At 64.8% G+C, this 25,630-nt stretch carries 26 protein-coding genes and 1 tRNA gene; 12 read left to right on the forward strand and 15 right to left on the reverse strand.

The window, feature by feature from the left end:
• Positions 1 to 317 precede the first annotated feature (317 nt).
• The gene (locus tag C8J45_RS03010; RefSeq protein WP_107961798.1) at positions 318 to 1,733 is read right to left on the reverse strand and encodes an MFS transporter; all 1,416 of its coding nucleotides are present in this window, start codon (positions 1,731 to 1,733) and stop codon (positions 318 to 320) included.
• A gap of 58 nt (positions 1,734 to 1,791) precedes the next feature.
• Here C8J45_RS03010 and C8J45_RS03015 point away from each other — a divergent pair, with 58 nt between their 5' ends.
• Positions 1,792 to 3,921: a prolyl oligopeptidase family protein gene (locus tag C8J45_RS03015; protein WP_107961799.1), complete on the forward strand. Its 2,130-nt coding sequence runs from the start codon at positions 1,792 to 1,794 to the stop codon at positions 3,919 to 3,921.
• Positions 3,922 to 4,055: 134 nt separating this feature from the next.
• Here C8J45_RS03015 and C8J45_RS03020 read toward each other — a convergent pair whose 3' ends face one another.
• Together C8J45_RS03020 and C8J45_RS03025 are read right to left on the reverse strand one after the other, a co-directional pair.
• Positions 4,056 to 4,598, reverse strand: coding sequence for a glycine zipper 2TM domain-containing protein (locus C8J45_RS03020; protein WP_107961800.1), 543 nt, complete (start codon positions 4,596 to 4,598; stop codon positions 4,056 to 4,058).
• 77 nt (positions 4,599 to 4,675) lie between these two features.
• Positions 4,676 to 4,969, reverse strand: coding sequence for a hypothetical protein (locus tag C8J45_RS03025; RefSeq protein WP_107961801.1), 294 nt, complete (start codon positions 4,967 to 4,969; stop codon positions 4,676 to 4,678).
• A gap of 137 nt (positions 4,970 to 5,106) precedes the next feature.
• Between C8J45_RS03025 and C8J45_RS18830 the strand changes: the two genes are divergently transcribed.
• From C8J45_RS18830 to C8J45_RS19400, 4 genes are all read left to right on the forward strand, one after another.
• Entirely contained in the window at positions 5,107 to 5,337 is a 231-nt protein-coding gene (locus C8J45_RS18830; protein ID WP_146168559.1) for a hypothetical protein, read from the forward strand.
• Positions 5,315 to 6,178: a metallophosphoesterase gene (locus tag C8J45_RS03030; RefSeq protein ID WP_258191251.1), complete on the forward strand. Its 864-nt coding sequence runs from the start codon at positions 5,315 to 5,317 to the stop codon at positions 6,176 to 6,178. The genes C8J45_RS18830 and C8J45_RS03030 overlap by 23 nt, the downstream gene beginning before the upstream one ends.
• Positions 6,179 to 6,193: 15 nt before the next feature.
• Entirely contained in the window at positions 6,194 to 6,373 is a 180-nt protein-coding gene (locus C8J45_RS19515) for a hypothetical protein (RefSeq protein WP_258191252.1), read from the forward strand.
• Positions 6,374 to 6,484: 111 nt separating this feature from the next.
• Positions 6,485 to 7,285, forward strand: a complete 801-nt coding sequence (locus C8J45_RS19400) for a hypothetical protein (protein WP_374956419.1) — start codon at positions 6,485 to 6,487, stop codon at positions 7,283 to 7,285.
• Positions 7,286 to 7,334: 49 nt separating this feature from the next.
• Here the strand turns inward: C8J45_RS19400 and C8J45_RS03040 are convergent, their stop codons facing one another.
• Positions 7,335 to 7,760, reverse strand: a complete 426-nt coding sequence (locus tag C8J45_RS03040) for an organic hydroperoxide resistance protein (RefSeq protein WP_107961802.1) — start codon at positions 7,758 to 7,760, stop codon at positions 7,335 to 7,337.
• A gap of 118 nt (positions 7,761 to 7,878) precedes the next feature.
• Here C8J45_RS03040 and C8J45_RS03045 point away from each other — a divergent pair, with 118 nt between their 5' ends.
• Together C8J45_RS03045 and C8J45_RS03050 are read left to right on the forward strand one after the other, a co-directional pair.
• The gene (locus C8J45_RS03045; RefSeq protein WP_107961803.1) at positions 7,879 to 8,328 is read left to right on the forward strand and encodes a MarR family winged helix-turn-helix transcriptional regulator; all 450 of its coding nucleotides are present in this window, start codon (positions 7,879 to 7,881) and stop codon (positions 8,326 to 8,328) included.
• 134 nt (positions 8,329 to 8,462) lie between these two features.
• Complete coding sequence (locus C8J45_RS03050; RefSeq protein WP_258191254.1) at positions 8,463 to 9,626, forward strand: MFS transporter; 1,164 nt, start codon at positions 8,463 to 8,465, stop codon at positions 9,624 to 9,626.
• On the opposite strand, the gene glsA is transcribed toward C8J45_RS03050, so the two are convergent.
• The 4 genes from glsA to C8J45_RS03070 form a co-directional block, all read right to left on the reverse strand.
• Positions 9,621 to 10,544, reverse strand: a complete 924-nt coding sequence (gene glsA, locus C8J45_RS03055) for a glutaminase A (RefSeq protein ID WP_107961805.1) — start codon at positions 10,542 to 10,544, stop codon at positions 9,621 to 9,623. The two genes, C8J45_RS03050 and glsA, sit on opposite strands and share 6 nt — an antisense overlap.
• Positions 10,545 to 11,066: 522 nt before the next feature.
• Positions 11,067 to 11,318 (reverse strand): hypothetical protein, encoded by a 252-nt coding sequence (locus C8J45_RS03060; RefSeq protein ID WP_146168560.1) that lies wholly within the window; start codon positions 11,316 to 11,318, stop codon positions 11,067 to 11,069.
• Between the two features lie 296 nt (positions 11,319 to 11,614).
• Positions 11,615 to 12,082 (reverse strand): hypothetical protein, encoded by a 468-nt coding sequence (locus tag C8J45_RS18835; protein WP_146168561.1) that lies wholly within the window; start codon positions 12,080 to 12,082, stop codon positions 11,615 to 11,617.
• Between the two features lies 1 nt (position 12,083).
• Positions 12,084 to 12,968 carry a MipA/OmpV family protein gene (locus C8J45_RS03070; RefSeq protein ID WP_107961808.1) on the reverse strand — a complete coding sequence of 295 codons (885 nt, stop codon included), beginning with the start codon at positions 12,966 to 12,968 and terminating at the stop codon, positions 12,084 to 12,086.
• Positions 12,969 to 13,547: 579 nt separating this feature from the next.
• Between C8J45_RS03070 and C8J45_RS03075 the strand changes: the two genes are divergently transcribed.
• Genes C8J45_RS03075 through C8J45_RS03085 form a run of 3 tightly spaced genes read left to right on the forward strand, consistent with a single transcriptional unit; the run spans position 13,548 to position 17,383 of the window.
• On the forward strand, positions 13,548 to 14,066 hold the full coding sequence (locus C8J45_RS03075; protein WP_181321073.1) for an RNA polymerase sigma factor: 519 nt from the start codon (positions 13,548 to 13,550) through the stop codon (positions 14,064 to 14,066).
• Complete coding sequence (locus C8J45_RS03080; protein WP_181321074.1) at positions 14,056 to 15,030, forward strand: FecR domain-containing protein; 975 nt, start codon at positions 14,056 to 14,058, stop codon at positions 15,028 to 15,030. Before C8J45_RS03075 ends, C8J45_RS03080 begins: the two co-directional genes overlap by 11 nt.
• Before the next feature lie 10 nt (positions 15,031 to 15,040).
• Positions 15,041 to 17,383 (forward strand): TonB-dependent receptor, encoded by a 2,343-nt coding sequence (locus C8J45_RS03085; protein WP_107961811.1) that lies wholly within the window; start codon positions 15,041 to 15,043, stop codon positions 17,381 to 17,383.
• Positions 17,384 to 17,521: 138 nt separating this feature from the next.
• Here C8J45_RS03085 and C8J45_RS03090 read toward each other — a convergent pair.
• Positions 17,522 to 17,597 (reverse strand) — tRNA-Ala (locus tag C8J45_RS03090).
• 235 nt (positions 17,598 to 17,832) lie between these two features.
• Between C8J45_RS03090 and C8J45_RS03095 the strand changes: the two genes are divergently transcribed.
• Together C8J45_RS03095 and C8J45_RS03100 are read left to right on the forward strand one after the other, a co-directional pair.
• Positions 17,833 to 19,104: a DUF2171 domain-containing protein gene (locus C8J45_RS03095; RefSeq protein ID WP_107961812.1), complete on the forward strand. Its 1,272-nt coding sequence runs from the start codon at positions 17,833 to 17,835 to the stop codon at positions 19,102 to 19,104.
• A 141-nt stretch (positions 19,105 to 19,245) separates the two neighbouring features.
• Positions 19,246 to 20,235 carry an NADP-dependent oxidoreductase gene (locus tag C8J45_RS03100; protein ID WP_107961813.1) on the forward strand — a complete coding sequence of 330 codons (990 nt, stop codon included), beginning with the start codon at positions 19,246 to 19,248 and terminating at the stop codon, positions 20,233 to 20,235.
• Between the two features lie 178 nt (positions 20,236 to 20,413).
• Here C8J45_RS03100 and C8J45_RS03105 read toward each other — a convergent pair whose 3' ends face one another.
• From C8J45_RS03105 to C8J45_RS03130, 6 genes are read right to left on the reverse strand one after another with little or no spacing between them, the layout of a single operon-like run.
• Entirely contained in the window at positions 20,414 to 21,382 is a 969-nt protein-coding gene (locus C8J45_RS03105; RefSeq protein WP_107961814.1) for a magnesium and cobalt transport protein CorA, read from the reverse strand.
• A 39-nt stretch (positions 21,383 to 21,421) separates the two neighbouring features.
• Positions 21,422 to 22,216, reverse strand: a complete 795-nt coding sequence (locus C8J45_RS03110) for a MetQ/NlpA family ABC transporter substrate-binding protein (protein ID WP_107961815.1) — start codon at positions 22,214 to 22,216, stop codon at positions 21,422 to 21,424.
• A gap of 8 nt (positions 22,217 to 22,224) precedes the next feature.
• The gene (locus C8J45_RS03115) at positions 22,225 to 22,887 is read right to left on the reverse strand and encodes a methionine ABC transporter permease (protein WP_056486048.1); all 663 of its coding nucleotides are present in this window, start codon (positions 22,885 to 22,887) and stop codon (positions 22,225 to 22,227) included.
• Positions 22,884 to 23,618: a methionine ABC transporter ATP-binding protein gene (locus C8J45_RS03120; protein WP_107961816.1), complete on the reverse strand. Its 735-nt coding sequence runs from the start codon at positions 23,616 to 23,618 to the stop codon at positions 22,884 to 22,886. Before C8J45_RS03120 ends, C8J45_RS03115 begins: the two co-directional genes overlap by 4 nt.
• Positions 23,615 to 24,631, reverse strand: coding sequence for an LLM class flavin-dependent oxidoreductase (locus C8J45_RS03125; protein WP_107961817.1), 1,017 nt, complete (start codon positions 24,629 to 24,631; stop codon positions 23,615 to 23,617). Before C8J45_RS03125 ends, C8J45_RS03120 begins: the two co-directional genes overlap by 4 nt.
• On the reverse strand, positions 24,631 to 25,536 hold the full coding sequence (locus C8J45_RS03130; protein WP_107962219.1) for a RimK family alpha-L-glutamate ligase: 906 nt from the start codon (positions 25,534 to 25,536) through the stop codon (positions 24,631 to 24,633). The genes C8J45_RS03125 and C8J45_RS03130 overlap by 1 nt, the downstream gene beginning before the upstream one ends.
• Between the last annotated feature and the right edge of the window lie 94 nt (positions 25,537 to 25,630).

Here is a 25,630-nt window from a genome sequence, read left to right on the forward strand (position 1 = left end):
ACCCCGGCGGAGGCCGGGGCCCAGTTGGGGAACGTTGCTAACGATGCGCGGCCCTCCGTTACGCCGACCTTTCCAACTGGGCCCCGGCCTTCGCCGGGGTGGTGTTATTTTTGGGGAGGTCGTCGCGTTTCCTCAGGAGCATGTGTCCCCGCGAAGGCGGGGACCCAGACTGGGCACCCGCCTTCGCGGGTGAACATTCTTCTTCTGCTCCCTCTCCCCTGCGGGGAGAGGGCTGGGGTGAGGGGCTGTTCCGGGCGGAGCGCTCCTTGGCTGCCCCTCACCCCGACCCTCTAAACGGAGGGGAGAGGGAGTAGCAGTTACCGCGTCTGTTGCGCGGGCTGGACGTCTTGCGTTTCTTCGGTCGCCGGGTTGCGGATCGAGGGGCGGAGGCGGCTCAGGCTGCATAGGCCTGCCACTAGCGCTAGACCGGCAGCTACGAGCGGCGGTGTCATGCCGGCGCCAACGCCCATCGCCAACAACGCCGCGACCAAGGTGGCGCCGGTGGTCTGGCCTACCAGCCGCACCGTCGAGACCAGGCCGCCTGCCGCTGCGGCGCGTTCGCGTGGTGCGGAGCCGATGATGAGGCGCGCATTCGGCGCCATGAACATCCCGAACCCCGACCCGCACAATGCCATCCGCCAGGCGATGTCGAAATAGCCGGGGTCCGCCGGCATGTACGCGATCAGCAGCAGCGCGCAGATCGACACCCCCATGCCGATCCCGCCGAGCAGTCCTGCCGGGTAGCGATCGGACAACCAGCCGGAGAGCGGCGCTACGAACATGTTCGCCAGTGGCCATGGTGCGATCGCCGCGCCGACTTCCGCCGCGCTGAAGCCGTAGGTGTGCGTCAGGCGGAACGGGGTCGAGAGCAGCAGCGTCATCTGCGCGATGAACGCGGTGTAGGCACCGATCGCCGACAGCGCGAGCACGGGACGGGCGAGCAGGTCGATCGGCAGGATCGGCTTGGTCTCGCCTTGCTCGCGCTTCACGAAGAACCAACCGATCACCACGCCGGTCAGGACGATCGCCGCCGAGACGATCGGGCTGTCGCCGTGGACCGCGCTTTCCGCGCCGCCGATGACGAGCCCGATCATCGCCGCGCACATGACTGCGCCGAGGACGTCGAACGGTTCGTCGTGTTTGCGCGGTTCGGGTAGCGCGCGGCCGAGCAGCAGCGACGCGATCGCGAACGGTACGGCGCTGGCGAACACCCAGGGCCAGGGGGCGATGGCGAGGACGAGGCCGCCGATGGTCGGGGCGAGTGCCGCCGAACTGGAGACGACGACCGAGTTGATGCCGAGTCCGCGGCCGAGCTGTTTGGTCGGGTAGATCGAGCGGATAAGTGCTGAGGAGACGCTGAGCGCGGCTGCGGCACCCAGGGCTTGCGCGGCGCGGACGACGAGCAGGAACGGCAGGCTCTTGGCGAAGAAGCAGAGCAACGTCGCGACGGTGAAGAGCAGCTGGCCGTATTGGTACATGCGCTTCAGGCCGATCCGGTCGCCGAGGCCGGAGAACGGGAGCAGCGCCATCGCGAGGATCAGCTGGTACACGGTAACGACGGTCACCACCGCGCTGCTGCCGACGTGCAGGTCGCGCGCGATCGTCGGGAGCGCGACGGTGGCGATGCCGCCGTCGATGATCGTCAGCGCGGTGCCTGCCGAGATCGCGGCGATCGCGACGAAACGGCGCGGCTTGGGCAGGCCGTCGGCCGCCGATATCTGGTCCGGTTGCATTGCGGACCGCGATAGACCCCGGCATGTATCGCGCCAAGCAAATCAGGGAGATACGGTGATGCGGGTTCTGGCTTCGATGCTTGCGGCGACGATATTGAGCGGTGGCGCCGGGCTTGCGGGCGGTGCCGCGCTTGCCCAAGTCGCACCGATGACCAAAACGAACAGCGCCGCCGACCCGTATATCTGGCTCGAGGACAAGGATGGCGCGAAGCCGTTGGCCTGGGTCGAGGCGGAGAATGCGAAGACGCTCCCCCGGCTCCAGAACGATCCACGCTACAAGACCTTCTATGCCGAGGCGCTGGCGATCGCGTCGGCGAAGGATCGCATCCCGATGCCGAACCAGATGTTCGGGCGGATCTATAATTTCTGGCGCGATGCCGAGCATCCGCACGGGCTTTGGCGCTGGACGAGTGCGGCGGATTACGCGAGCGCCACGCCGAAATGGACGACCGCGCTCGATCTCGATGCGCTGGGCAAGGCCGAGGGCAAGCAGTGGGTGTGGAAGGGCTCGACCTGCCTTCAGCCCGAGGAGCGGCTGTGCCTGGTCGCGCTGTCGGAGGGTGGCGAGGATGCGGTGACGTACCGCGAGTTCGACCTGTCGACCGGCGCGTTCGTCGAGGGCGGCTTCACGCTGCCCAAGTCGAAGCAGGATGCGAGCTGGGTCGACAAGGATACGCTGCTGGTCGCGCGCGACTGGGGGGCGGGGACGACGACGCAGTCGGGCTATGCGTTCGTGCTGAAGCAGGTGAAGCGCGGCCAGCCGCTGACCGCCGCGACCGAGGTGTATCGCGGCGCGGCGACCGATCAGGGGCCGACCGGCGCGGACGTGCTGACCGACGAGAAGGGCAACCGACTGGTCGTGATCCAGCGGCGGAAGACGTTCTTCGGCGCGGACAAGCTGGTGTGGACGCCGGCGGGGACGCGTCCGCTTGCGCTGCCCGATCGGACGTTTCCGGCGGGGATGATCGACGGACAGGTGATCTTCTCGACCAGCGATCCTTGGGGCAAGATCCCCGAGGGCGCGGTTGCGTCCGCGCCGCTTGCCGAGGTGGAGAAGGGGACGATCAACCCCACGATCGTGTTCGCACCGGGGCCGCGCCAGTCGGTCGACGGGATGGCGTTGACCAAGTCGAAGCTGTTGCTGGTGGTGTCGGACAACGTCCGTGGTCGCGCATCGGTCTATACGCATGGCGCAAGCGGCTGGACCGCCAAGCCGATCGCGCTGCCCGACAACGCCTCGATCGATGTCGCGAGCACGACCGATCGTACCGACGATGCGTATCTGACGGTGACGGGGTTCCTGACGCCGACGTCGCTCTATTCGCTGGATGCGGCGACGGGCGCTGCGCCGAAGCCGATCAAGACTTTGCCGGCAAAGTTCGATGCGTCGAACGATGTCGTCGAGCAGTTCGAGGCGACGTCCACTGACGGGACGAAGGTGCCGTATTTCGTCGTGCACAAGAAGGGCATCACGCTCGACGGCACCACGCCGACGATCATGACGGCGTATGGCGGTTTCCAGGTATCGATGACGCCGAGCTATTCCGGGAGCACCGGAAAGCTTTGGCTGGAGCGGGGCGGGTCGTACGTGCTCGCCAACATCCGTGGTGGTGGCGAGTTCGGGCCGAAATGGCATGACGCCGGGCGGAAGACGAAGCGGCAGGTGATCTATGACGACTTTGCCGCAGTGGCGAAGGACCTGTTTGCGCGGATGCTGACGAGCCCGGCCAAGCTGGGGATCTATGGCGGGTCGAACGGCGGGCTGTTGATGGGGGTCGAGTTCAACCAGCATCCCGATCTCTGGAAGGCGGTGACGATCCAGGTGCCGCTGCTCGACATGATCCGGTACGAGGGGATCGCGGCTGGGGCGTCGTGGGTCGACGAATATGGCTCGGTGAGCGTGCCCGAGGAAAAGGCGTTCCTCGAAAAAATCTCGCCGTATCAGAACATCAAGAAGGGCGTGGCGTATCCGGAGCCGTATATCTGGACGACGACCAAGGACGACCGCGTCGGGCCGCAGCATGCGCGCAAGTTCGCGGCGCGGTTGAAAGAATATGGGCTGCCGTATCTGTATTATGAGGACACGGCGGGCGGGCATTCGGGCGATGCGGATATCGAGCAGGGGGCTCGGTTGCAGGCTTTGCAGATGACGTATTTCACGCAGAAGCTGGTGGGGGTGGCGAAGTAGGGGGGCGGCTCCTGCCGTCTCCCGCTACTTCCTGCCGTTCTCCCGCGAACGCGGGAGCCCAGGGTCACGAACGGTATCGCTTGTGATCCTGGGCCCCCGCGTTCGCGGGGGAACATTTAGCTCGCGGCTCGAACTTAGCGGCAGCGGACCTGGCTGTTGCTCTGCTCCACTGCACGCCCGGCGAGACCTCCCGCGGCTGCGCCCAGCAGCGAGCCGACGATGCGCGAACGGCCGCCGTCGATCACGTTGCCGAGGATGCCGCCACCGGCCGCGCCGATGATCAGCCCGGTCGTGCCGTCGTTGCGCTTGCAGTAATATTTGCCGTCCTGGCCGGCATAGACGCGGTCGTTGGTCGCCAGCGTGCGCTCCTGGTAGTTCGGGCCTGCGCGGTAATAGCGCGAGGGGTCGTAATTGCCCTCGTCGCGCTCGTCCGGATACGCTTCCTGATAACCACGGTCGGGTGCGGTGCGATAGCCGCCCTGCGGCACATACCCGCCGCGGTTGCGGACCGACTGATAGCGATCGAATTCCTGGCGGAAGATCTGCAATTCGCTGTCGAGGCGCGACTGGGCGGCGGCGAACCGCGCATCGTCGGCCTGCGACTGCGCGAGCGCGGGCGTGGCGGCGGAGAGGCAGGTAGCGGCGATCAGTGCAGCCGTACCGAGAAAACGCTTCATGATCCGGATCCTTCTAGAGTGTCACGACGATGACGGGCGGCAGCATCGCGCCACCGCCCGCCCGATATCAAGACTTATCAGCGGCAGATCTGCACGCGACGGTTGTGGCGCCATTCGGTGCGGCAGCGGCGGTTGTTGTTCCAGTTGCGACGATCGTTGTCGCGACCACGATAGCGGCGGTTGTCGTGACGATCGCCGCGGTGATCGTTGCGGCGATAATCGCGGCGATCGCCCCGGTGGTCGCCACGGTGATCGTTGTCGCGATACTGCTGGCTGTGCCCGCGATCGCGCTGCGCTTCTGCGGGAGCGGCGGCACCGAGACCGAGCGTGGCAAAGGCGAGGCCCGCGGCGATGAGATGCGTAAACTTCATGAGATGTCCTCTCGAACCCGACAATCGGGATGCGCCGTTGATACGGTTGTTTGGCGGCATCGTTCCTGAACGACATTGTCGGCTGGCGTACAGGTTCGTCGAGCGCGCGGGGATATCGCGGGCTTGGAGTCGCACGCTTGGATATCGGACGCATGGAACCCGGCGCAGGATATCGGTATGGGGGCGCACGAGGCGGGGTTTCTCGATCCTCGTCGTTCGGTGGCCCGGTCGAAAATCCGGTCGAGGACGCGAAGGCCGACGGCGCTTCGGTGATGGAGACGGACGATTTTCAACCTGATATTCGCGACGCCGTGCCTGTTCGTTCTCGCGCGCTGGCTGTGGCCGTTGGCGCTGCCGTTCTGGATTAAGGCCGGCATCGGCATCGTGCTCCTGCTGGCCTCGCAATATCATTTCTGGAGTCGGCTATCGTCGGGGTCGATCTTCGCGCCGGAGTTTCCGCGGGCGATCGTCATTCTCTTCAATTGGGCGTTCGGCGCGATCGTGCTGCTGGCGGTGCTGCAGATCGTGCTCGACCTTGGTACGCTCGCGACGATGCTGGTGCGGCGTGGATCGGTCGGGGTTCCTGACGGCGTCCGCTATGCTATCGGCGGGCTGGCGGGGCTGCTCGCCGCGATCGGCGTCGCGAACGCCGTGCGGGTCCCGCCGGTCGAAGATGTCGAGATTCGCGTGCGCGACCTGCCGCCGCAGTTCGACGGGTATCGGCTGTTGCAACTGACCGACCTGCATATCAGCCGCTTGTTTCCCGAACGCTGGACCCGCGCGGTCGTCGACCGGGCGAATGCGACCGGTGTCGACCTGATCGTCGTGACGGGGGACTTCATCGACGGATCGGTCGCGATGCGCCGCGCGGACGTGGCACCGCTGGCGGATCTTCGTGCGCCGGACGGCGTGTATGCCATTCCCGGCAACCACGAATATTTCTTCGATTATGCCGCGTGGATGCGACATCTGTCGGGGCTGGGCATCCGCATGTTGCCGAACGCGCATTCCGTGCTGACGCGTGGCGACGCCGGGCTGGTGATCGCGGGCGTCACGGATCTGTCGGCGCCCGGAGTCGGACAGCCCGGTCCCGATCTCGACGCCGCGCTCGCGGGTGCGCCACGCGACATGCCGATCGTGCTGCTCGATCATCAACCGAAGAATGCGCGGCGGTCGGCGGCGCGGGGCATCGCGATCCAGCTTTCGTGACACACGCATGGCGGCATGATCCGCGGGTTCGACCGGCTGTTCGCATCCGCCAATGGCGGGTTCGTGACGCGGCGGTACGACGTCGACGGCATGACGCTGTACGTCAGCAACGGCACCGGGTTGTGGCCGGGGTTCGCGTTGCGACTGGGGCGGCCAGCGGAGATGACGCGGATCACGCTGCGCGCAACGCGGTAGATTGCGCAGACTTCCGAACGACTTGGTGACTTTCCCGGCGCCACCCCGCGGGCTAAGTCCGCCAAGGCGATGGCAACGACGATCGCAGGAGAGAGGCAGCGTATGCGCGTGATGATGACCAGTATGTTCGTGTGTCTGGCGCTGGCGGGATGCGGCGCGGACCCCGACCGATCAAACCAGACGACCGTCGCGCGCGACACCGAAACCACTGCACCGGCGGCAGAATCGTCGCCGGCATCGACGCCGGCATCGACGCCGGCATCGACGCGGGCACCGACGAAGGTCGCGCTGACGTCCGGTCCGTCTTCGAAGCCGGTCGCCTCGACACCGATCTCGTCGGAGCTGCTGTCGTGTAACGCCGAGATCGGCGAGGCCGCCGCCGCCAAGCGCGTGGCGATGTGCCGGGATGTGTCACCTGCGACCCATCCGCCGTGCAACGCCGTCAACAGCTGCGCGATTATCGAGGACGAGATCGCCCGGAGCTGTGCACTGTTCGATGGTAGGGGCACGCCGATAGCAGGGTGCGAACCGGCGCCGAAGAGCATGGAAGCCGCCGCCGCGGTGGTGCGACGCTATTATTCGGCGATCAACGCGCGCGATTACGCGACCGCCTGGACGCAATGGGGCGACGAGGGCCGGCCGGGCCAGACGCTCGCCGCGTTCGAGGCGGGATTCGCGCATACCCGCAGCACCCGCGTGACGATCGGTGCGCTACAGCCGGGCGACGGCGGTGCCGGATCGATCTATCAGCCGGTGCCCGTCACCGTCGATGCGACCCTCGACGACGGTACGCAGCAGCGCTTCCGCGGCACCTATGTCGTGCGCCGGGTCAACGATGTCGACGGCGCGTCGGCGAGCCAGTTGCGGTGGCATATCGGGTCGGCACAATTGAAGCGGATACCCGCAGCGTAAGGACGCAACCCAGGGGCCGGCGACATTGCGCCGGCCCCTGGGGCATGGCTCAGACGAGCGTCAGGCCGACGTCGACGTTGCCGCGCGTCGCGTTCGAGTACGGGCAGATCTGATGCGCCGCATCGACGAGCTCCTGCGCCCGATCGCGCTCCAGGCCTGGCAGCGTCACCGTCAGGTCGGTCGTGATGCCGAAGCCACCAGCCGCGCGCGGACCGATGCCGACCTTGGCGGTGACGGCGACGTCATCCGGAACCTTCATCTTCAACTGCTGGCCCGCGACCTTGAGCGCGCCGATGAAGCATGCGGAATAGCCAGCCGCGAACAGCTGCTCGGGGTTGCTGCCGTCGCCGCCTGCGCCGCCCAGTTCCTTCGGCGTCGAGAGGGCTACGTCGAAGCGGCCGTCCTGCGAACGTGCGTGGCCGTCACGGCCGCCGGTTGCGGTGGCTTCGGTGGTGTACTTGACGTCGATCGACATGCTGTGTCTCCATATTGCTTATCGCGATAACTATCTAGGCGGGCACGATACGGAAGTCCAGCAACAATTGTCGCGATAAACATTTTCATGCTATACCCGATTGCGAAGGAGCCCCGCCGTGTCCGATCCCCTGCCGCTCGACCAACAGCTCTGCTTTTCGCTGTATGCCGCGACGATCGCGATCAACCGCGCGTACAAGCCAGTGCTCGACCGGCTCGGCATCACCTATCCGCAGTTCCTCGTTCTCCAGACCTTGAACGAGGCGGAGGATGGGTGTTCGATCGGGGCGATCGCCGAGCGGCTCGCGCTGGAGCCGAGCACGATCACGCCGCTGGCAAAGCGGCTCGAGGCCGCCGGGCTCGTCACCCGGATTCGCAACCCCGCCGACGAACGCCAGGTGCGCGTTCGCCTGACCGACGCGGGCAGGGCGCGGTGGACCGAAACGGGCTGTCTCGGACCATTGATCGTCGAGCGATCGGGCATGACGCCGGACCGTCTCGCGTCGCTCAATGCGGAAGTCGCGGCCCTCCGCCGTGCGCTCGCCAGCGAGGCGCCGGCTACGCAGTGAAACGCCGGGCTTGCGGCTATCCGCCCGAGCCGCCGTCGGTTGCCCCGACCGTGGCTTCCATGCAGACGTGCGATACGGGAAGGGCGCGCGACATGGGGAGTGTCGAGTTCAGGCGGGGATGGGGGTGGTTGCTGTTGGCGACGCTCGCGATCTCGACGATCGGCGACGAGATCTCCCTGATCACGCTGATGTTCCGCACGGCCGGCGATCGTGCGCCATTCGCCGTACCGCTGCTGCTCATGGCGCAGCTGCTGCCGGGGCTGCTCGCGACGCCGTACATCGGTCGCCTCGTCGATGCGCGTGATGCGGGCATGCTGCTTGCCGGGGCTGCGTTGGCCGATGCGGTCGTGCTGGTCTGGATGGCGTATCATCCGGATCTGAGTTCGACGCTCGCGGGGGCCAGCGTCCTCAGCATCCTCTTTGCGATCGGCGGCACGGCTAGCTTCGCGCTCATCCCCGTGTTGGCGACCGGACTGGGGATGACGCTGGCGCGTGCGAACGCGGTGCTGGAGTTCGTGCGGAGTGCGGGCATGCTCGCGGGGCCGGTCGTCGGGGGCATGCTGGTGGCCTGGGGCGGGGCCGGCAACGCGCTGCTGATCGATGCGGCCAGCTTCGCGCTGCTTGCCGCGGTGATCGTGGGTAGCGGCCTGCGGCGTCCGGTCGAGCGCCATGTCGGCGGGGTAGGGCGGGCCCTGTTCGCGGACTATCTGTCGGTGTTGCGGGATCGGCGGATCGTCATCATGATCGGCGCCCTGACGTTCGGCGTCTTCGCCAGCGCGATCGCCGATGTTGCGTTCGTCTTTCTGGTGACCGTTTCGTTGTCCGCGGGTTCGATAGCGTTCGGGCTGCTGACCGCCTGTTGGGCGGCCGGGATGATGGCGGGCGCGGTCGTCGTGGGAACATGGCCCGTGAACCGACCGGCGCCCGTCGCCTTCGCGTCGGTCATGGTGATGGGGACGATGATGGTCACGATCGGTGTCGCCGGTGCGACCATGCTGGCCGGACTGTCGTTGGTGGGGATCGCCTTCATCGTCGGCGGCGCGGCGAACAGCGTGCACAACGTCGCCGTCCGGACGATGTTGCAACGCGAAGCCCCCGCTAGCGCTCATGGCAAGGTCGCAGCACTTTACAGCGCGGCCACGAACGGTGCGGCGATCCTTGGTTACATGGTCGGCGGCCTTTTCATGCCGGCCGGCGCAATCGACGCGTATCTTCTCGGAGGGGTGCTCGGGATCCTGGCCGGCGGTATCGGATGGCTGTTGTTCGCGGTGCTGAAACCAGGTGCAGCCCGGCTATGAGATAGGTGGACCGAAGACCGACCATCCGGTGCGTGCGTTGAGCATCTCCAGCGCGCGGACGCCGAGCATCGAGTTGCCGTGCTGGTCGAGATTGGGCGACCAAACCGCGATCGATGCGATGCCCGGTGCGATCGCCAGGATGCCGCCGCCGACGCCACTCTTGGCGGGGAGACCGACACGCACCGCGAAGTCGCCCGAACCGTCGTAATGGCCGCACGTCATCATCAGCGCGAGGATGGTACGCATGCGTTTGGCGCGGTCTGCAGTATTGGCCGAAATGCGCGTGTCGGCCAGATAGCGACCGGCTTGGGCCAGTCCGACGCAATCGACCGCCACCGCACACTGCCGCGCATAGGCATCCATGATCGCATCGATCGGCGATCGGATATTATCGTGGTGGACCATGAAATGCAGCATGGCGCGATTGAGGTCGCCGCCTTCCTCGAGCACGTCCTTGTCGAGCGCGACCGCTGATTTCGCTGCGGTGTCGTCGATGCCGTCGCGTACGAGATTTAGAACGGCGTCCTTCGCTCGATCGCCGAAGTGTTCGACCAGCATGTCGACTATCACCAGCGCGCCAGCATTGATGAACGGATTGCGCGGGACACCGCATGTTCGTTCCAGATCGATCACCGAATTGAACGGATCGCCCGAGGGTTCGCGCCCGACGCGCTTGAACAACGGGTCGCCGATCTTCTCTATCGCCAAGCTCAGCGCAAAGACTTTTGAAATGCTCTGGATAGGGAAGACGGTGTCGGCCGATCCCGCTCGGATCAGCGATCCGTCGGCCATCGCGATCGCCATGCCGAACGGGCCTGGTTCGAGCCCCGCTATCTTCGCGTCGGCCGCATGCTCGATATCGCGGGCATCGCGCTGGATGGTAGCGGCGATTTCGGCGGCGATATCGGCGAGAGGCATGGTGGTCGAGGCTCCGTGTTCGGAGCGACAACGCCCGCTGCTCGTTTCGTCTCCCCCTACGTGGAAGGACGCGCCTTCATTGCGTCACAGTGCCCGGCAGGACGCTCTTTTCCAAAGGGAAAGTCCCCGTCTGGGACGGTTGTAAGGAACAGGTCATGGCCATGTGACGCGCAAAGATGCACGAACCGTCATGATGTAAATCAAGCGGGGCGGCGATGATCTGGATAGTTGGGGGCGGCGTCATAGCGGCCGGAGCAATTTTACTGCTGCTCGTCGTGACGAAGCGTCGTCGTCGAGCGGGCCAGTCTTCAAGCCGCTATATCCACGATGTGGATAGCACGCGGGCTTGGACGATGATGAACCAGCCTGGCACCAACAAGCACCCTCGCGGCTGACATCCGTCGCGGCCCGGCCCGGCTTTTCGGATTTTTCGATATTCGGGCGTATCGGGTGTCGATGACGGCCCGACGCCGCGCTTGAGAGCAGCAAATGGGGCGGCGATGCTTCGCCGCCCCAACCGACTCAGTTGCTGTCGGAATTGTCGTCGTTGTCGATCGCCATGTACAGACCGCCGCCAACTGCGACTGCAGCGATGGCGATGATCAGCAGGCCGGAACCGCTGACGTCAGCGAAATGGCTCTTCTTCCCGGTCGACGATGCGGCGCGAACCGACTTCGTGGTCGAGAGCGATGCTGCGGAATTCGATGCTGCGCTGGCGGCCACTGGCATTGCTGCAACGGCGATCGCGGACAGGGAAAGGATAAGTTTACGCATTTGAACGCTCCAAGATTTTACAAGAAGGGCTCGAATAGGAGATTTTCCGAAAATTTTGAAGAGCTAATTGAAGTTAAGAAAATCCGAATTGATCTAGATTTTGGTGGGCCGTGCAGATGCTTGCACGATCGAGTGGGTTTATTCGGCTGTAAAGCCGGAGCGCTGCGACAATCTGCGCACTTCAATTGAACGAAGTTACTGCCAAGCACGCTCAGCTGCGATAATTAGTATATATATCGCAATGGGATAGTGTGATTTGGCCGAGCGGAAGCGACGCCTTGAACTGTGGGGGGCGATCACCGCAAGCCTTGGCGATCCACGAGAAAATCGATTTGTTGCCGTGTGATGCCAGCAGCGAGTGCCGCCTGGAAGATCGCGGGCCGCGGATGGCGTCGGCCGAGTGCGATCACGAGCATCCGCAGCGCTTCGAGGCGGGGATCGGCCAGGCGGGTGGCATGCTCGAACCCGAAGAGCGTCTTGCACAAAGTAGCGAGCCAGCCATCCGGTTTGAGGTACGATTCCCGATCTCGCCGACCGATCTGGACAACCATCAGTTCCAGGACATCGAACGGCTGCATCTCGGCGTTTGCCGACTCGCCGAAATAAAGGGGAGGGCGGTTGGTGCGCGTGGCCGGGGATCGTCGGTGGTCCGGGTCGTGGCTTCTACGCCGAGGCAATGAATTGATGATCAGCAGGGCATTGGCCGTTGCGTGAGACAGATACGGCGTGGATGTCGACGACAGGAGCATGAGGGATGCCAACATGCTAAAGTCCGAACCGATAGGTCAGGCCCAGGCCGAGCGTCTTCTGGTTGCGCGATCCGCGTTCGCGGACGAGGGGAGACTTCGCGGCGTCTCCCGACAATCGATCGAACCCGCCGATCAGGGCCGCGCTGAGCTTGGGGGAGATGGGAACGACGACGACCGCGTTGACGCCGTAGGACTGCAACCCGCCCTTGGCATCGAAGCGTGCAAGACCGGTACGCGAGGACTGTCCGGCATCGATGCTGAAATACGTCGCCTCGTATTTGCTATCGACGACCGTCGCGCCCGGGCCAATCGAAAGGATGATCGGCCGATCACCGACGCTCAGGCCGGCGAGCGGTGTCGTGTATCGCAGGCCGAATTCGGCGATGACGCCGTCATGGCCGCCGAGCCCTTTACGCACCTCCGCGTTCGCCGAGAAGGGGCCCGACTGATAGCGGATATAGCCACCTGCCTCGATGGTCGCGTCGACGTCGCCCATACCGAGCAGTGCGGTGGACCGCTTGCCCGCGATCATGAACGTGGATTTGCCGTTCTCCCGGCGCTGCTGCTGGAATTTGACGACCGGGCCCGCTCTGAAGCTGTCGGTCTTGATCAGATCGAAACCGACGCCATCGAGGACCGAAATGAAGAAGCGGTCCTTGTAACGCACCGCGATATTGGGACCTGCCTGGAGCTGATAATCCTTGGATCCGACGAAGTTGGGGCTGTAAAAGCCGCCCACGCCGAGCTGGATCTGCCAATCGTCCCGCGGCTCATCTGGTGTGCCGACGGCACGGATCGCGTCGGGATCGAGCGGCGGACGCTCCTGCGCGGATGAAGCCGTGGCCCCCAGCGTTGCAGCAGCGCAGAGGACGGCGGAACGGCACAAGACGGAGATTTTCATATAAGACCTTATGGCTGCTGCCGAGCGCGCTCAGAGCGGTGTCCGCCGGGCATGGAGGCACGGCCCGCGGTTCGTGACCGAGGTGGAGGCGCGCTGTCGGACAAGTTCGGAGCGGTTGTTTGAAATGCAGATTTCGTCGACCGAAGCCGTGGCGTTCGATTGCCGATCGACGAAATCTTCAGACGGCGACGATCACCGGCTTAATCGAGATGTCTTTGCCGAATACGTCGCTACGCATCGGGTATAGTGCGTGAGTAGATGAGTAGGGATCTGCGATATCGGTGCTTTTTGTTGCGCTGGACCACAGGTGCCTCCTTTCCTGACTGAGACGCCGACGATATCGATATTCCCCATCACAAATATATTATCGAGCAATGTCAGGTTATTGGCTTTGGTTTAGTCTTGCGTAACACCGAAATGACTCAATCGTTCTCGAGAAAATGTGATTTTGAGTCTGTCGAGGCGCATTGATAGACATTCACAAAATCGATAACGCTATTGCTTGCGTTCGGTATTGGATGTTGACGGCATATGCCGAATAGAGAAATTCTGGGAATGCTGGTTCCATTGAGGCCGGCATTGCTACGATTTCTTGCGTCCCGTGGCGCCGCCGCGGACGAGGCGGAGGATATTCTCCAGGAAGTGTATCTTACTCTTTCGGCTGCAAAGATCGGTCCGGTCACGGAGCCTCGCGCCTATCTGTACCGGACCGCCAACAGTCATTTTCTCGATCATCGTCGCGCGGCGGGACGACGCGTGCGACGCGAGGGCGACTGGGTCGATGCGCATACCGGCGAGGACCGGGAACTCGACGAACGACCGTCGGCCGAGACGTCGCTAATCGCCAACCAGCAGGTCGCAATCTTGCAGCACGTGCTGGACGGACTGCCGGAGCGAACCCGGACGATATTCCGACGCTTCCGGGTAGAGGGCGAACCGCAACGGCAGATCGCCGCGGACATCGGCGTCAGTGTCAGCGCGGTCGAGAAGCATCTGACGCGCGCGTACGAAGCGATCGCCGCTGCGAGGCTTCATCTGGATGGGGATGATTCGATGCCGCGGCGTCTCAGGCATGAAAGAGGGCATCATGGAGACTGAGACGGCCCGTCGCCACGACGCGCGCGCGATCGAATGGCATGTTCGGCTTCGCGATGGCGACGACCGCGCATGGGAAGCGTTCGCCGACTGGCTTGCCGAGGATCCGCGGCATGCTGCTGCATATGACGCCATCGAACGCGTCGATGCCGCGATCGCGCCGCTATTGTCCGAGGTGTCGTTCGCGCCTGCGGAACGAACGGCCGCCAACGACGATGCCGTCATGCCCGCGTCTGACCGCAGGGTACGCAGCTGGCTGATCGCCGGCGGCGCACTGGCCGCGTCGGTCGCCGCGGCGATCGTCGTCGCCCCGCAGTTCGAGTCGGGCCGCTACGATGTCGCGACGGGCCCTGGCGAGCGCCGGACGATCGCACTGGATGCGACGACTGTGGTGGCGCTCAACGGCTCGACGCGAATGACGTTCGATCGCAAGAATGCGCGGTTCGCTTCGCTGGTCGGGGGCGAGGCCTTGTTCCGGGTTCGCCATGACGATGCCGCGCCGTTTACGCTTCACGTCGGTCGCAACCGCGTGGAAGATGTCGGAACCGTCTTCAACGTCGTGAACGATGCAGGCGGGGTGCGGGTCACGGTGGCCGAAGGCGAGATCGTGTATAACCCCGGCGATAGGGGAATTTCCCTCCATGCCGGCCAGGGATTGATCGATCCGTCGTCTTCGAAGACGGTGCGCGTGATCGCTACGCCGGTCGCGTCCGTCGGCGGGTGGCAAAAAGGGCAACTGCTCTATGGTGGGGCGCCGCTGTCGAGCGTGGCAGCCGACCTCGCCCGAGCGCTCGGCGTTCGCATCGACATGGCGCCCGCGATCGCGAACCGTCCGTTTTCCGGTGCAATTCGCCTCGACGGTTCGGGCCTCGGTCAGCTCGAGCGACTGGCCCCGGCTCTGGGCGTCACCGTGCAGCGTGGGTCCGCGGGCTGGATCATGAAACCCGGTGACGGTGCTGCGCGCTAGATGGGCGGCGATGGCGACGGTCGGTACCGGGCTCGTTCTCGCCATGCCGGCCATCGCTCAGGCCGAAAGGTTCGACGTTTCACCGGGACGGCTCGGCGACGTGGCAGCGACGCTCGGCGCGCAGGCTGGGATCACGATAACGGTGACCGATCCGATCACCGCCGCCAGACGATCGCCGGGCGTCCGGGGTGCGCGTTCGGTGTCCGCCGCCTTGACGGAGGCGATCAAGGGGACTGGTGCCGACTTCGTCTTCTACGATCGCAAGACGGTTCGGATCATGGCGCGGAAAATCATCCCGCCCAAAAAGCCTAAACGTCCCAATCCGATCAGGACTCCGATCGAACCCGCCGAAGTGCCTAGCGATATCATCGTTACGGCCAGCAAGCAGGGAACGCTGCTCGACGATTTTCCAGGCTCGGTGAAGCTCATGGAATTCGATGCCGGCTGGCTAGCGCGCAACGCCGGCAACGGTAGCGCGGCGATCGCCGAACTGCTGCCGACCATGGGCTCCACGAATTTGGGCCCCGGGCGGGACAAGCTGTTTATCCGAGGAATCGCGGACAGCAGTTTCAGCGGCCAGACCCAGGCCACCGTCGGCCAGTATCTCGGGGAAGTACGCCTGAATTACAGTGCGCCCGATCCCGATCTGAACCTGTACGACATGGAACGCGTCGAAATCCTGGTCGGTCCTCAGGGCACATTGTACGGCGCGAGTGCGCTCGGCGGGATCATGCGTTTCGTCCCCAACGCACCGGCGACCGACCGCATCGCCGCGACCGCTTCCGCCGGACTGAGTTCGACACGGTCAGGCAGCGTCGGGGGCGACGGTGCCGCGATGCTCAACATCCCGATCGCGGCGGACCGCATCGCCCTGCGCATCGTCGCATTCGGCGCGCGCGAAGCCGGATATATCGACGATCCGTCTCGCAACCTGCGCGACATCAACACGACGCGAAGCTTTGGGCAGCGCGTGACGCTACGCATCGCCGATCTTTCGGGCTGGACCGTCGATATCGGTGGCGTCGAGCAGAATATCACCAGCCGCGACGGGCAGTACACGATCCGGGGCGATCCGCCGCTTACCCGCGCGACGGCGATCGCGCAGCCGTTCCGCGATCATTATCATCTCGGCTACGTGACCGCGCGACGTCCGCTTGGGCGGGGGGAGATCGTCACGACGGCGTCGGTGGTCGAGCATGATTTCACGACCGTCTTCGATGCGACGGGATATCTCGGCGCAACGTCGCCGCTCAAGTTCGAAGAGACGAACGCGATCCGCGCCTATGCCTATGAGACGCGCGTGTCGGGCGGAGGCCAGCGATCGCCTTGGGTGGCGGGGGTGGCGGGGATCCATAACGTTAGCCGATTGTCACGCTCGATCGGGGTGCCGGATGCGCTCGAGCAGATCGCCGGCGTCCGTAACCGGCAGATGGAATTCGCACTGTTCGGACAGGCATCGAAGCCCATAACACGAACGCTGACGGCGACGGCGGGCGTACGCGTCACTCTGGCACGAAGCGCGGGCAGCCTGCTCGACAAATCCAAGAATGGATCGAAGGAGCCCTCCAGTACGGCGCTGCCTGCACTGCCGAGCTTCGCGGTGGATTGGCAGCCGTCCCGGTCGTTCTCGAGCTTCGTGCATTTCCAGAAGGGGTTCAGGGCGGGCGGTCTCGCGGTGGCACCATCGGGCGACGCGCTGGATAGCCGGAAATTCGTGGCCGACGATCTGTCGATGACCGAACTCGGCGTGCGGTGGGGGCGCAGGGGGGAGGATCGGTTGAGTATTCGCGCCGCGATCTTCTTCGCCGACTGGAACCACATCCAGGCCGACCTCGTCGATACGTCGGGTTTGCCGTACACCGCCAATGTGGGGGACGGGCGGGTCTATGGGCTGGACGCGGAGATAACGTGGCGGCTGTCGCCCGCGCTCACGCTCACCGGCGCGGCGTTCGTCAACAACAGCAAACTGTACGCGGCCGAGGCCGATTTCGGCACGTCGGAAGAGCAGACTTTGCCGAACGTTCCGAGGAACGGCACGCGCGCGGCCGCTACCTGGCAAAAGACCATCGCCGAGGGGGTGAATTTGAGCGCGGACGTGTCGGTGCGCTACATCGGTCAATCCCGACTTGGTGTCGGCCCTGTCCTCAATATCCCGCAAGGCCGATATGCGGTCGGCGATCTGGGGGGGCGTTTGGGCTTCGATAGGTTCGGCGTGTCGCTCGACATCGACAATATCGGCGACGTCCGCGCGAACAGTTTCGCGTTCGGCAATCCGTTCAGCGTGGCCGAGCGCAACCAGATGACCCCGCTCAGGCCGCGTACCATCCGACTGGGTTTCGACGTCCGCTTCTGACGACAGCTCGATCAGGACGAACTGCTTTCCGCCAGTGCGCGCAACCACTGCCGACACCGGTAAAGAGTATCAATCCAGCAACCCGCCGACGTTATTGTTGGAACCGGAGCGGTGACTTGGCGCCGGGCGATTTGGCGCTGGTGGAGCCGAAGGGAATCGAACCCTTGACCTCCGCAGTGCGATTGCGGCGCTCTCCCATCTGAGCTACGGCCCCGTGCGGTGGCCCGAGGCCATGATCGAGCCATTAGCGGTTGGTTTTGGGCGATGCAATGGTCGCTGCCAGTCCTTCCCACACGTCGTCGCAGGGCTGCGTCCTGTCGCCGCCACATGGCCGGGTTTGCAGGAACATTCCGCCTTTTTGGCGTTTGTAGTCATCGGAATGTACGGCCCCGCGATCGACGACAGATCGACGTAGCCGGCAGCCGCAGGACAGCAATTAGGAGGTTCCTATGGTCTACGAACGCAACACCCGAGATCGCCAGTCGGGCGATTATTACGGTCGGCCGAACTCGAACGATTATGGTCGCGATTTCCGCGCAGACGGTGGCGGCTATGGTCGTTCCAGCGCGCGTGAATATGAAGCCGCCGGCGAATATGACCGCGACGACAACCGCAGCGGCCGCGGCCAGGGATATCAGGGGCGTGACGACCAGGGACGCGGCGACCAATATGGTCGCGAGCAGGGCGGTCGTGACTATTACGGCGGCCACAATGACCGCTCGCAGCCATCGGGCGGCGATCGCTACGGCCAGTCGCGCTACGGTCAGGGATCGGGCCAGCAGGGTTACGGGCAGCAGGGCTATGGCCAGCAGCGTTCCGGACAGGGCTATGGCCAGCAGTCCTACGGCCAGCGTAGCCAGGGTTCGGGCGATACCGAATATCACGGTAGCTATGCATCGGATGGCCGTCGCTTCGAGGACGTAGGTCGCAACCGCGATGCCGATGACGACAACCGCAACTCTTCGCGCGGCGGCAGCCGAAACGAGGGGCGTGATTATGGTCGCCAGCCACAGGGTTACGACTATGACGATCGCGGGTTCATCGCGCGCGCGGGCGACGAAGTTCGCTCGTGGTTCGGTGACGACGAGGCCGAGCGTCGCCGCGAAGCCGATGCACGCTACGACGAGCGGTCCTATGGCAACTCGGACAATCGTGCGTTCGGCAATCGCTCGTCGAACACGCATGACGACCATTACCATAGCTGGCGCAGCACGCAGATCGCGGCGCTCGACCGCGACTATGACGAGTACCGGAACGAGAACCGCTCGAAGTTCGAGAACGAGTTCTCGTCGTGGCGTACCGAGCGCCAGGGTCAGCGCAGCTCGCTGTCGCAGGTCGCCGAGCATATGGAAGTCGTCGGTTCCGATGGCAGCCATGTCGGCACGGTCGACAAGGTAAAGGGCGACCGGATCCTGCTGACCAAGAACGACCGCGATGCGGGCGGCGTGCATCACTCGATCCCGTCGCGCTGGATCAAGGCCGTCGACGGCAAGGTGACGCTGTCGAAGTCGGCTGACGAGGCCAAGGCCGCGTGGAAGGACGAAGAGCGCAACTCGGCGATGTTCGAGTACGGCGATCGCACCGGCGGCGACAAGAAGGATGCCGGCACCAGCGGTTATGCTTCGAGCGCCTCGACCGGCAGTTCGTCCACCACGGGTGCGGCATCGACCAGCAGCACGACGTCGGACACGCTCGGCAAGGCGCGTTCGACCACGTATTGATCGCATGACGATATTGACCGGCGTCGCCTGACGCAGGTCGAAAAGGGGCCCGGGCGGAAACGTCCGGGCTTTTTTGCGGGTTGCGCGCGCAGGGCTTTTCGCCATACCCGCAACACGAATAATAAAGACAGGAGCAAGTTTATGGCCCGTGCATGGAGCCTGAAGGCACGTCCGCAAGGCATGCCGAAGCATACCGACTTCGCCATGATCGATTTGAACCAGTCGACGCTCGGCGCCGGCGAGGTGCGGATCGCCAATCGCTGGCTGTCGGTCGACCCGTACATGCGCGGGCGGATGAACGACGTTAAGAGCTATGTCCCGCCGTTCGCGCTGGGCGAGGCGATGCAGGGCGGCGCGGTCGGCGAAGTGGTCGAGAGCGACGACGACGGAGTCAAGGTCGGCGACATGGTGCTGCATATGGCGGGCTGGCGCGACGAAGCGGTGGTGCCGGCCGCGCAGGTGCAGAAGCTACCCGCGCTCGACGTGCCTCCGCAGGCGTTTCTGGGTCAGCTCGGCATGCCGGGGATGACGGGGTATTTCGGGCTGCTTCAGGTTGCCGAGGCGAAGGCGGGCGACACGGTGTTCGTGTCGGCGGCAGCAGGTGCGGTGGGCTCGACCGTGGTGCAGGTCGCCAAGGCCAAGGGCATGACAGTGATCGGCTCGGCCGGCGGCGCGGAGAAATGCGCTTGGGTGAAGTCGCTCGGGGCGGATGCGGTGATCGACTATAAGAGCGATGTGCCGGTGGTGAAGGCGCTTGGCGAGGCCGCTCCGAAAGGTATCGACGTGTATTTCGACAACGTCGGCGGCGAGCATCTCGACGCGGCGCTGGCACATGCGCGGATGCATGCGCGGTTCGCGGTGTGCGGGATGATCGACGTGTACAACAGCGGCGCGGCGACGCAGCTGAAGTACCTCGCGCGACTGATCGGTAACCGTGTGCAGATCCGCGGATTTATCGTCAGCGACTACATGAATCGCGCTGAGGAATTCTACAAGGACATGGGCGGGATGCTCGCGGCGGGGACGCTGAAGCGGCAGGAGACCGTGCACGAAGGGCTCGAGACGATGCCGGACGCGTTCCTGGGGCTGTTCTCGGGCGGGAATACGGGGAAGATGCTCGTCAAGGTTTGAGCTAACCTTCTTCCATTCCAGCACCTACCCCCCCCGGCGGAGGCCGGGGTCCAATTGAAAGGTCGCAGTAACGGAGCGCAACGCCCGTCATTGGTGGCCCCCAATTGGGCCCCGGCCTTCGCCGGGGGGGAAGCAATGTCCCGCTCGTTTGAAATGACGATCAGGTCGATCCTCGGGTCTACAGCCACTTCGCCTGCTTGAACTTCACGTACAGCGCGGCGCAGACGACCCCGATCACCGCCAGCACGACGAAATACCCGTATTCCGTCTTCAACTCGGGCATGTTTTCGAAGTTCATGCCGTAGATCCCGGCGATCGCGGTGGGGACGGCGAGGATCGCGGCCCAGGCGGCGAGCTGGCGGGTGATCGCGCCGGTGCGTTGTTGTTCGAGCAGGTTGCTGAATTCGAACACCGAGGTCAGCACTTCGCGTAACCCCTCGACCATCGTCTGCACCCGGCGGACGTGATCGAGCACGTCGCTGAAATACGGTTTCGCCTCGGTATCGATGCAGGGGAGGTCGAGGCGGACGATCTTGCCCGCGACCTCGCCCATCGGCCCGAGGATACGCTGGAAGCGGATCATTTCGCGTCTCAGACCAAAGATACGGACAATTTCGTCGCGGCCCAGGAAGGCGTCGATCGTGCGCTGTTCCATCGCAAGCACCTCGTCCTCGATGCTCTCGACGATCGGGAGATAGCCGTCGACGACGTAATCGAGGATCGCGTGGAGGACATAGTCGACGCCGTTGATCAACAAGGTCGGCGCGGCTTCGAGCTGTTCGCGCAGCGCCTTGTGCGAGCGTGCCGAGCCGTGGCGGACGCTGATGATGTGACTGTGGCCGACGAAGATCGCGGTTTCGCCGTATGCGATCTTGTCGTCTTCGAGTTGCGCGGTGCGCGCGACGACGAACAGCTGGTCGCCATAGACGTCGACCTTGGGCAGCTGATCAGCCTTGATCGCGTCCTCCACCGCCAGTGGGTGGAGGTTATACTGGTCCTTCAGCGTCCGCATCTCGGCGTCGGTCGGGTCGCAGATGCCGATCCAGACGAACTCCGAACGATCCGCGGGACAATCGACCTTTTCGTCGATCGAGACCGCGCGGACGCGCTTGCCATGACGATAGAGATACGCGGCGACGACCGTCATGGAGCCTCGAGGATTACGCGGACTGGGCTCGCGCCGGTATCAGAACGCCGGCAGCACCGCACCCCGATAATGCTGCTCGATGAAGGTCTTGGTGGCCGGGCTGCGCAACGCAGCGATCAGCTTCACGACCCGCGGGTCCTTCTCGCCACCGGGCAGGCCGACGACGAAATTGACGTAGGGGCTGTTCTTGTCCTCGATCGCGAGTGCATCGCGGACCGGGTTGAGCTTCGCGTCGAGCGCGTAGTTGGTGTTGATCAGCGCGAGATCTACTTCGCCGAGCGTGCGGGGCAGGGTGGCGCCCTCCAGTTCCTTGAACTGCAGGTTCTTCGGGTTGGTGGCGATGTCGTTGAGGCTCGACAGCGGATTGGTCGGGTTCTTGAGCGTTATAAGCCCAGCCTTTTGGAGCAACAGCAGCGCGCGGCCACCGTTGCTCGGCTCGTTGGGGATCGCGACGGTCGCGCCGTTGGGTACCTGCGCGATCGACTTCCACTTGCGCGAATAGGCGCCGAGCGGTTCGACGTGGACGCCGGCATAGGTGACCAGATGCGTGCCGCGCGAGGCGTTGAACTCGTCGAGATACGGCTTGGTCTCGAAATAGCTGACGTCGATCTGCTTCTGCTCGACCTGGAGGTTGGGCTGGACGTAGTCGTTGAAGACGCGGATCTGGAGGTCGACGCCTTCCTTCGCCAGCGTCGGCTTGATTGACTCGAGGATTTCGGCATGCGGCACCGCGGTCGCGGCGACGGTCAGCGTCTTGCCGTCGTTAGTCTTTGCACCACCGCAGGCGGCGAGCGCGAGCAGCGAGAACGAGGCGAGCAAAATGCGGCGGTTCATGGCGATTCCTAGCGGCGGGTGAAGTGGCGGGCGAGCGCGTCGCCGGCATATTGGATGATCTGGACGAGCACGACCAGCAGCACGACGGTGACGACCATGACGTCGGTCTGGAAGCGCTGATAGCCAAAGCGGATCGCGAGGTCGCCGAGGCCCCCTGCGCCAACCACGCCCGCCATCGCGGTGAACGAGACGAGCGCGACCGCGGTGACGGTGGCGCCGGCGATCAGGCCGGGGAGGGCCTCGGGAATCAGAGCGCCGGTGACGATCTGGCGCGTGGTGGCACCCATCGCCTGCACCGCCTCGATCGTGGTGCGGTCGACTTCCTTCAGCGATCCTTCGACTAGGCGGGCATAAAAGGGTGCGGCGCCGACGACCAGCGGCGGGATCGCGCCGGCGACGCCTAGCGAGGTGCCGACGAGCATCACGGTGAGCGGGATCATCACGATCAGCAGGATGATGAACGGCACCGAGCGGAGGATGTTGACGATGATCCCGAGCACGGCGTTGGCGATACGGTTCTGCGACAGGCGGCCTCGGTCGGTGAGGTAGAGCAGCACGCCGAGCGGCAGGCCGAACGCGATCGTGAGGATCAGCGATCCACCGAGCATGATCAGCGTGTCGAGGCAGGCCTGGCCGATGTCCGACCAGTCGATGTTGGCGAAGAAGCTCATGCCGCCAGCGCCGCCAGCATGCGCCGCGTTGCCGGGTGGGCGGCGTTGGCGAAGATGTCGGTAACGTCTCCGGTCTCGACGATGCGGCCGCGTTCGAGGACGGCTACGCGGTCGCAGACGTAGCGGACGACGTCCATTTCGTGGGTGATGAGGACGATCGTGAGGCCGAGGTCTCGGTTGAGTTCGCGGAGGAGAGTGAGGACCGAGCGGGTGGTTTCGGGATCGAGTGCGCTGGTCGCTTCGTCACAAAGGAGGATGTCGGGGTCGGTAGCAAGCGCACGGGCTATGCCGACGCGTTGCTTCTGGCCGCCGGAGAGCTGGGCAGGGTATTTGGCGGCGTGATCGGCGAGGCCTACGCGGTCGAGCAGCGCAGCGACTTTCGTCTCGCGCTCAGCTTTGGATACACCCGCGAGCACGAGCGGGAACGCGACGTTTGCCGCGACCGTGCGCGACGACAGCAGGCCGAAGTTCTGGAAGATCATGCCGATGCGGCGGCGCAGTGCGCGCAGGTCCGCCGCTGACAGTGCCGCGACGTCGACGCCATCGACCTCGACCCGACCTGAAGTCGGTCGTTCGAGCGCGTTGATCAGGCGGATCAGCGTCGACTTGCCCGCGCCGGACTGGCCGATGACGCCGAACACGCCGCGCGCGGGAATTTTGAGCGACACTCCGTCGAGGGCAGCCGCGTCGCTTGCCGGGTAGGTTTTGATGACGTCGGTGAGGCGGATCATGCGGTGCCCATGACCTGCGCGGCGAACCGCTCCATTTCCTCGGCCTGCGGGCTCATCTGGAGCAGCAGCAGGTCGAGACCGGCCGCCTCATACTCAGCGACGCGCTCCTTCAACTGCTCGGGCGTGCCGACCAGATTGGGGCGCAGGCCGCGGTTGGAGACGGAGTATTCCTGGATCTTCAGTTCGCGTTCGAGCTGCGTGCCCGACAGCCACTGGTCGAAGTTCGCATAGCCGGCGGGGAGTTCGGTGACGCTGGTGATGCGTTCGAGCTCGCGCTTCGCCTCCGCCTCGCTGTCGCGGACGATCGCGTAGGCGGCCATGCCGTATTGCATCGGCGCGCCGCCAGCTGCTTCGCGTCGCGCCGCCATGTCGGCGATCTTCGGCGCGATCGCGTCGGCGGGGTCACCGTGCATGACGTAGGCGTCGCACTGCGCGGCGATCATCGCCTTGGCCTTCTCGCTCTCGCCGCCGGCATAGACGGTCGGGCGCTTGGCGGGCTTGGGCGAGCAGATCGCCTGTTCGGTGGTGTAGAACTGGCCCGCGAAGTCGAAGCGCTCCTGCGTCCAAAGCCCGTCGACCACGGTCAACCACTCGGCGGTGCGCGCGTAGCGATCGTCGTGCTGGTCGAACTGGAGGCCGTATTGCTTGGCCTCGTCCGCCCACCAGGACGAGACGACGTTCAGCGCTAGGCGTCCGCCCGAGATCCGGTCGATGTTCGCCGCCGCCTTGGCGAACAGCGCGGGGTGGTGGAAGTTCGGGCGGACCGCGACCATCAGCTCGATGCTGTCGGTCACCGCCGCCAGCGCCGCCGCGGTCGACCATGCGTCGAGCGCGGGCTGTTCTATGCCCTTGATATCGTTGAGGTTCAGCTCTGCGATCAACGTCAGGTCATAGCCCCAGCGCTCGGCGTTCTGCGTCAGCGCCTTGGTGTACGCCCAGCTCGCCTCCATGCCCTCGTCGGGGACATTGCGAAGCCAACCGCCGAAGACGGGAGTCCAGTAACCATAGCGCATCAGCGGGCCTTTTCGATCTGTTCGATCAGGTAATCGACGAGGCGGTCGTGCGGATCCCAGCCGAGCATTTCGAGGGGCTTGGCGACGAAGTTCGACAGTGCGTTGATGTCGTAGAAACGCGCGACGCCGTCGCGGTCGTCGATCATTACTTCCACGCCACCTACGTCGAGATAGACCGCGCGGGCAATGGCTTCGGCGGCGTCCTTCAAGGTCTGCGAGGGCTCGACCGCGGCCATCCTGATGCCCGAGCCGGGGACGACGCACGCATCTGCCGGGCAGAGATCGAATGCGCCGCCGCCGGCGACTTCGATCGCGTAGAGGAACTTGCGGTCGAGCGTCTCGATCCGGGTGATCGCGCCGTCGCGGACGGGGACGTATTCCTGGACCAGCAGGACGCCGTCGACGCTGCTCGGGAGGCCGGCGTCGGCGACGGCGGTGCGGAGTTCGTCGAGGCTGTCGAAACGGATGATGCCTGCGCCTGATCCGCCGATGTTCGCTTTGACGACCAGCGGGAAGCGGAGCGTCTGCGCGGCGGGGACGACGTCGGCGGCGCGGTGGACGACGCGGGTCTCGGGGATTGCGAGGCCGAGCGAGGCGATCAGCGACAATTGCCGGGCTTTCGAGGCGTCGATCGCGAGGACGTCGGTACCGTTTACCACGCGCGCACCAGTGCGGCGCCAGTGATCGAGCATTGCCATCGTGTCGAAGATCGGATGCTCGTCGTTGCGCAGGAAGCTCGACATCGCGATGCGGTTGAAGACGACGGGGGCGGGGGCGCTCTGGTCGGCGGGGTTCCAGAACCCGTCGGGCGTCGCGCGGGTGAACGCGACGCCGCGGCGGTCGAGGGCGGCGAACAGCGGTTCGAACCAGAGCGGGTGCTCGTAGAGAATGGCGAGATCGGTCATCGCGACCCGGATACGCATTGCGTGGGGGCGTGCAAACCCAAGCAAAACTTTGCCGCGCGCAATATCGTGTCGTGGGACCGCTGACAGGAGCGGG

Origin of the sequence: Sphingomonas sp. PP-CE-3G-477, assembly GCF_003050745.1 — a bacterium.
Taxonomy (GTDB): domain Bacteria; phylum Pseudomonadota; class Alphaproteobacteria; order Sphingomonadales; family Sphingomonadaceae; genus Sphingomonas.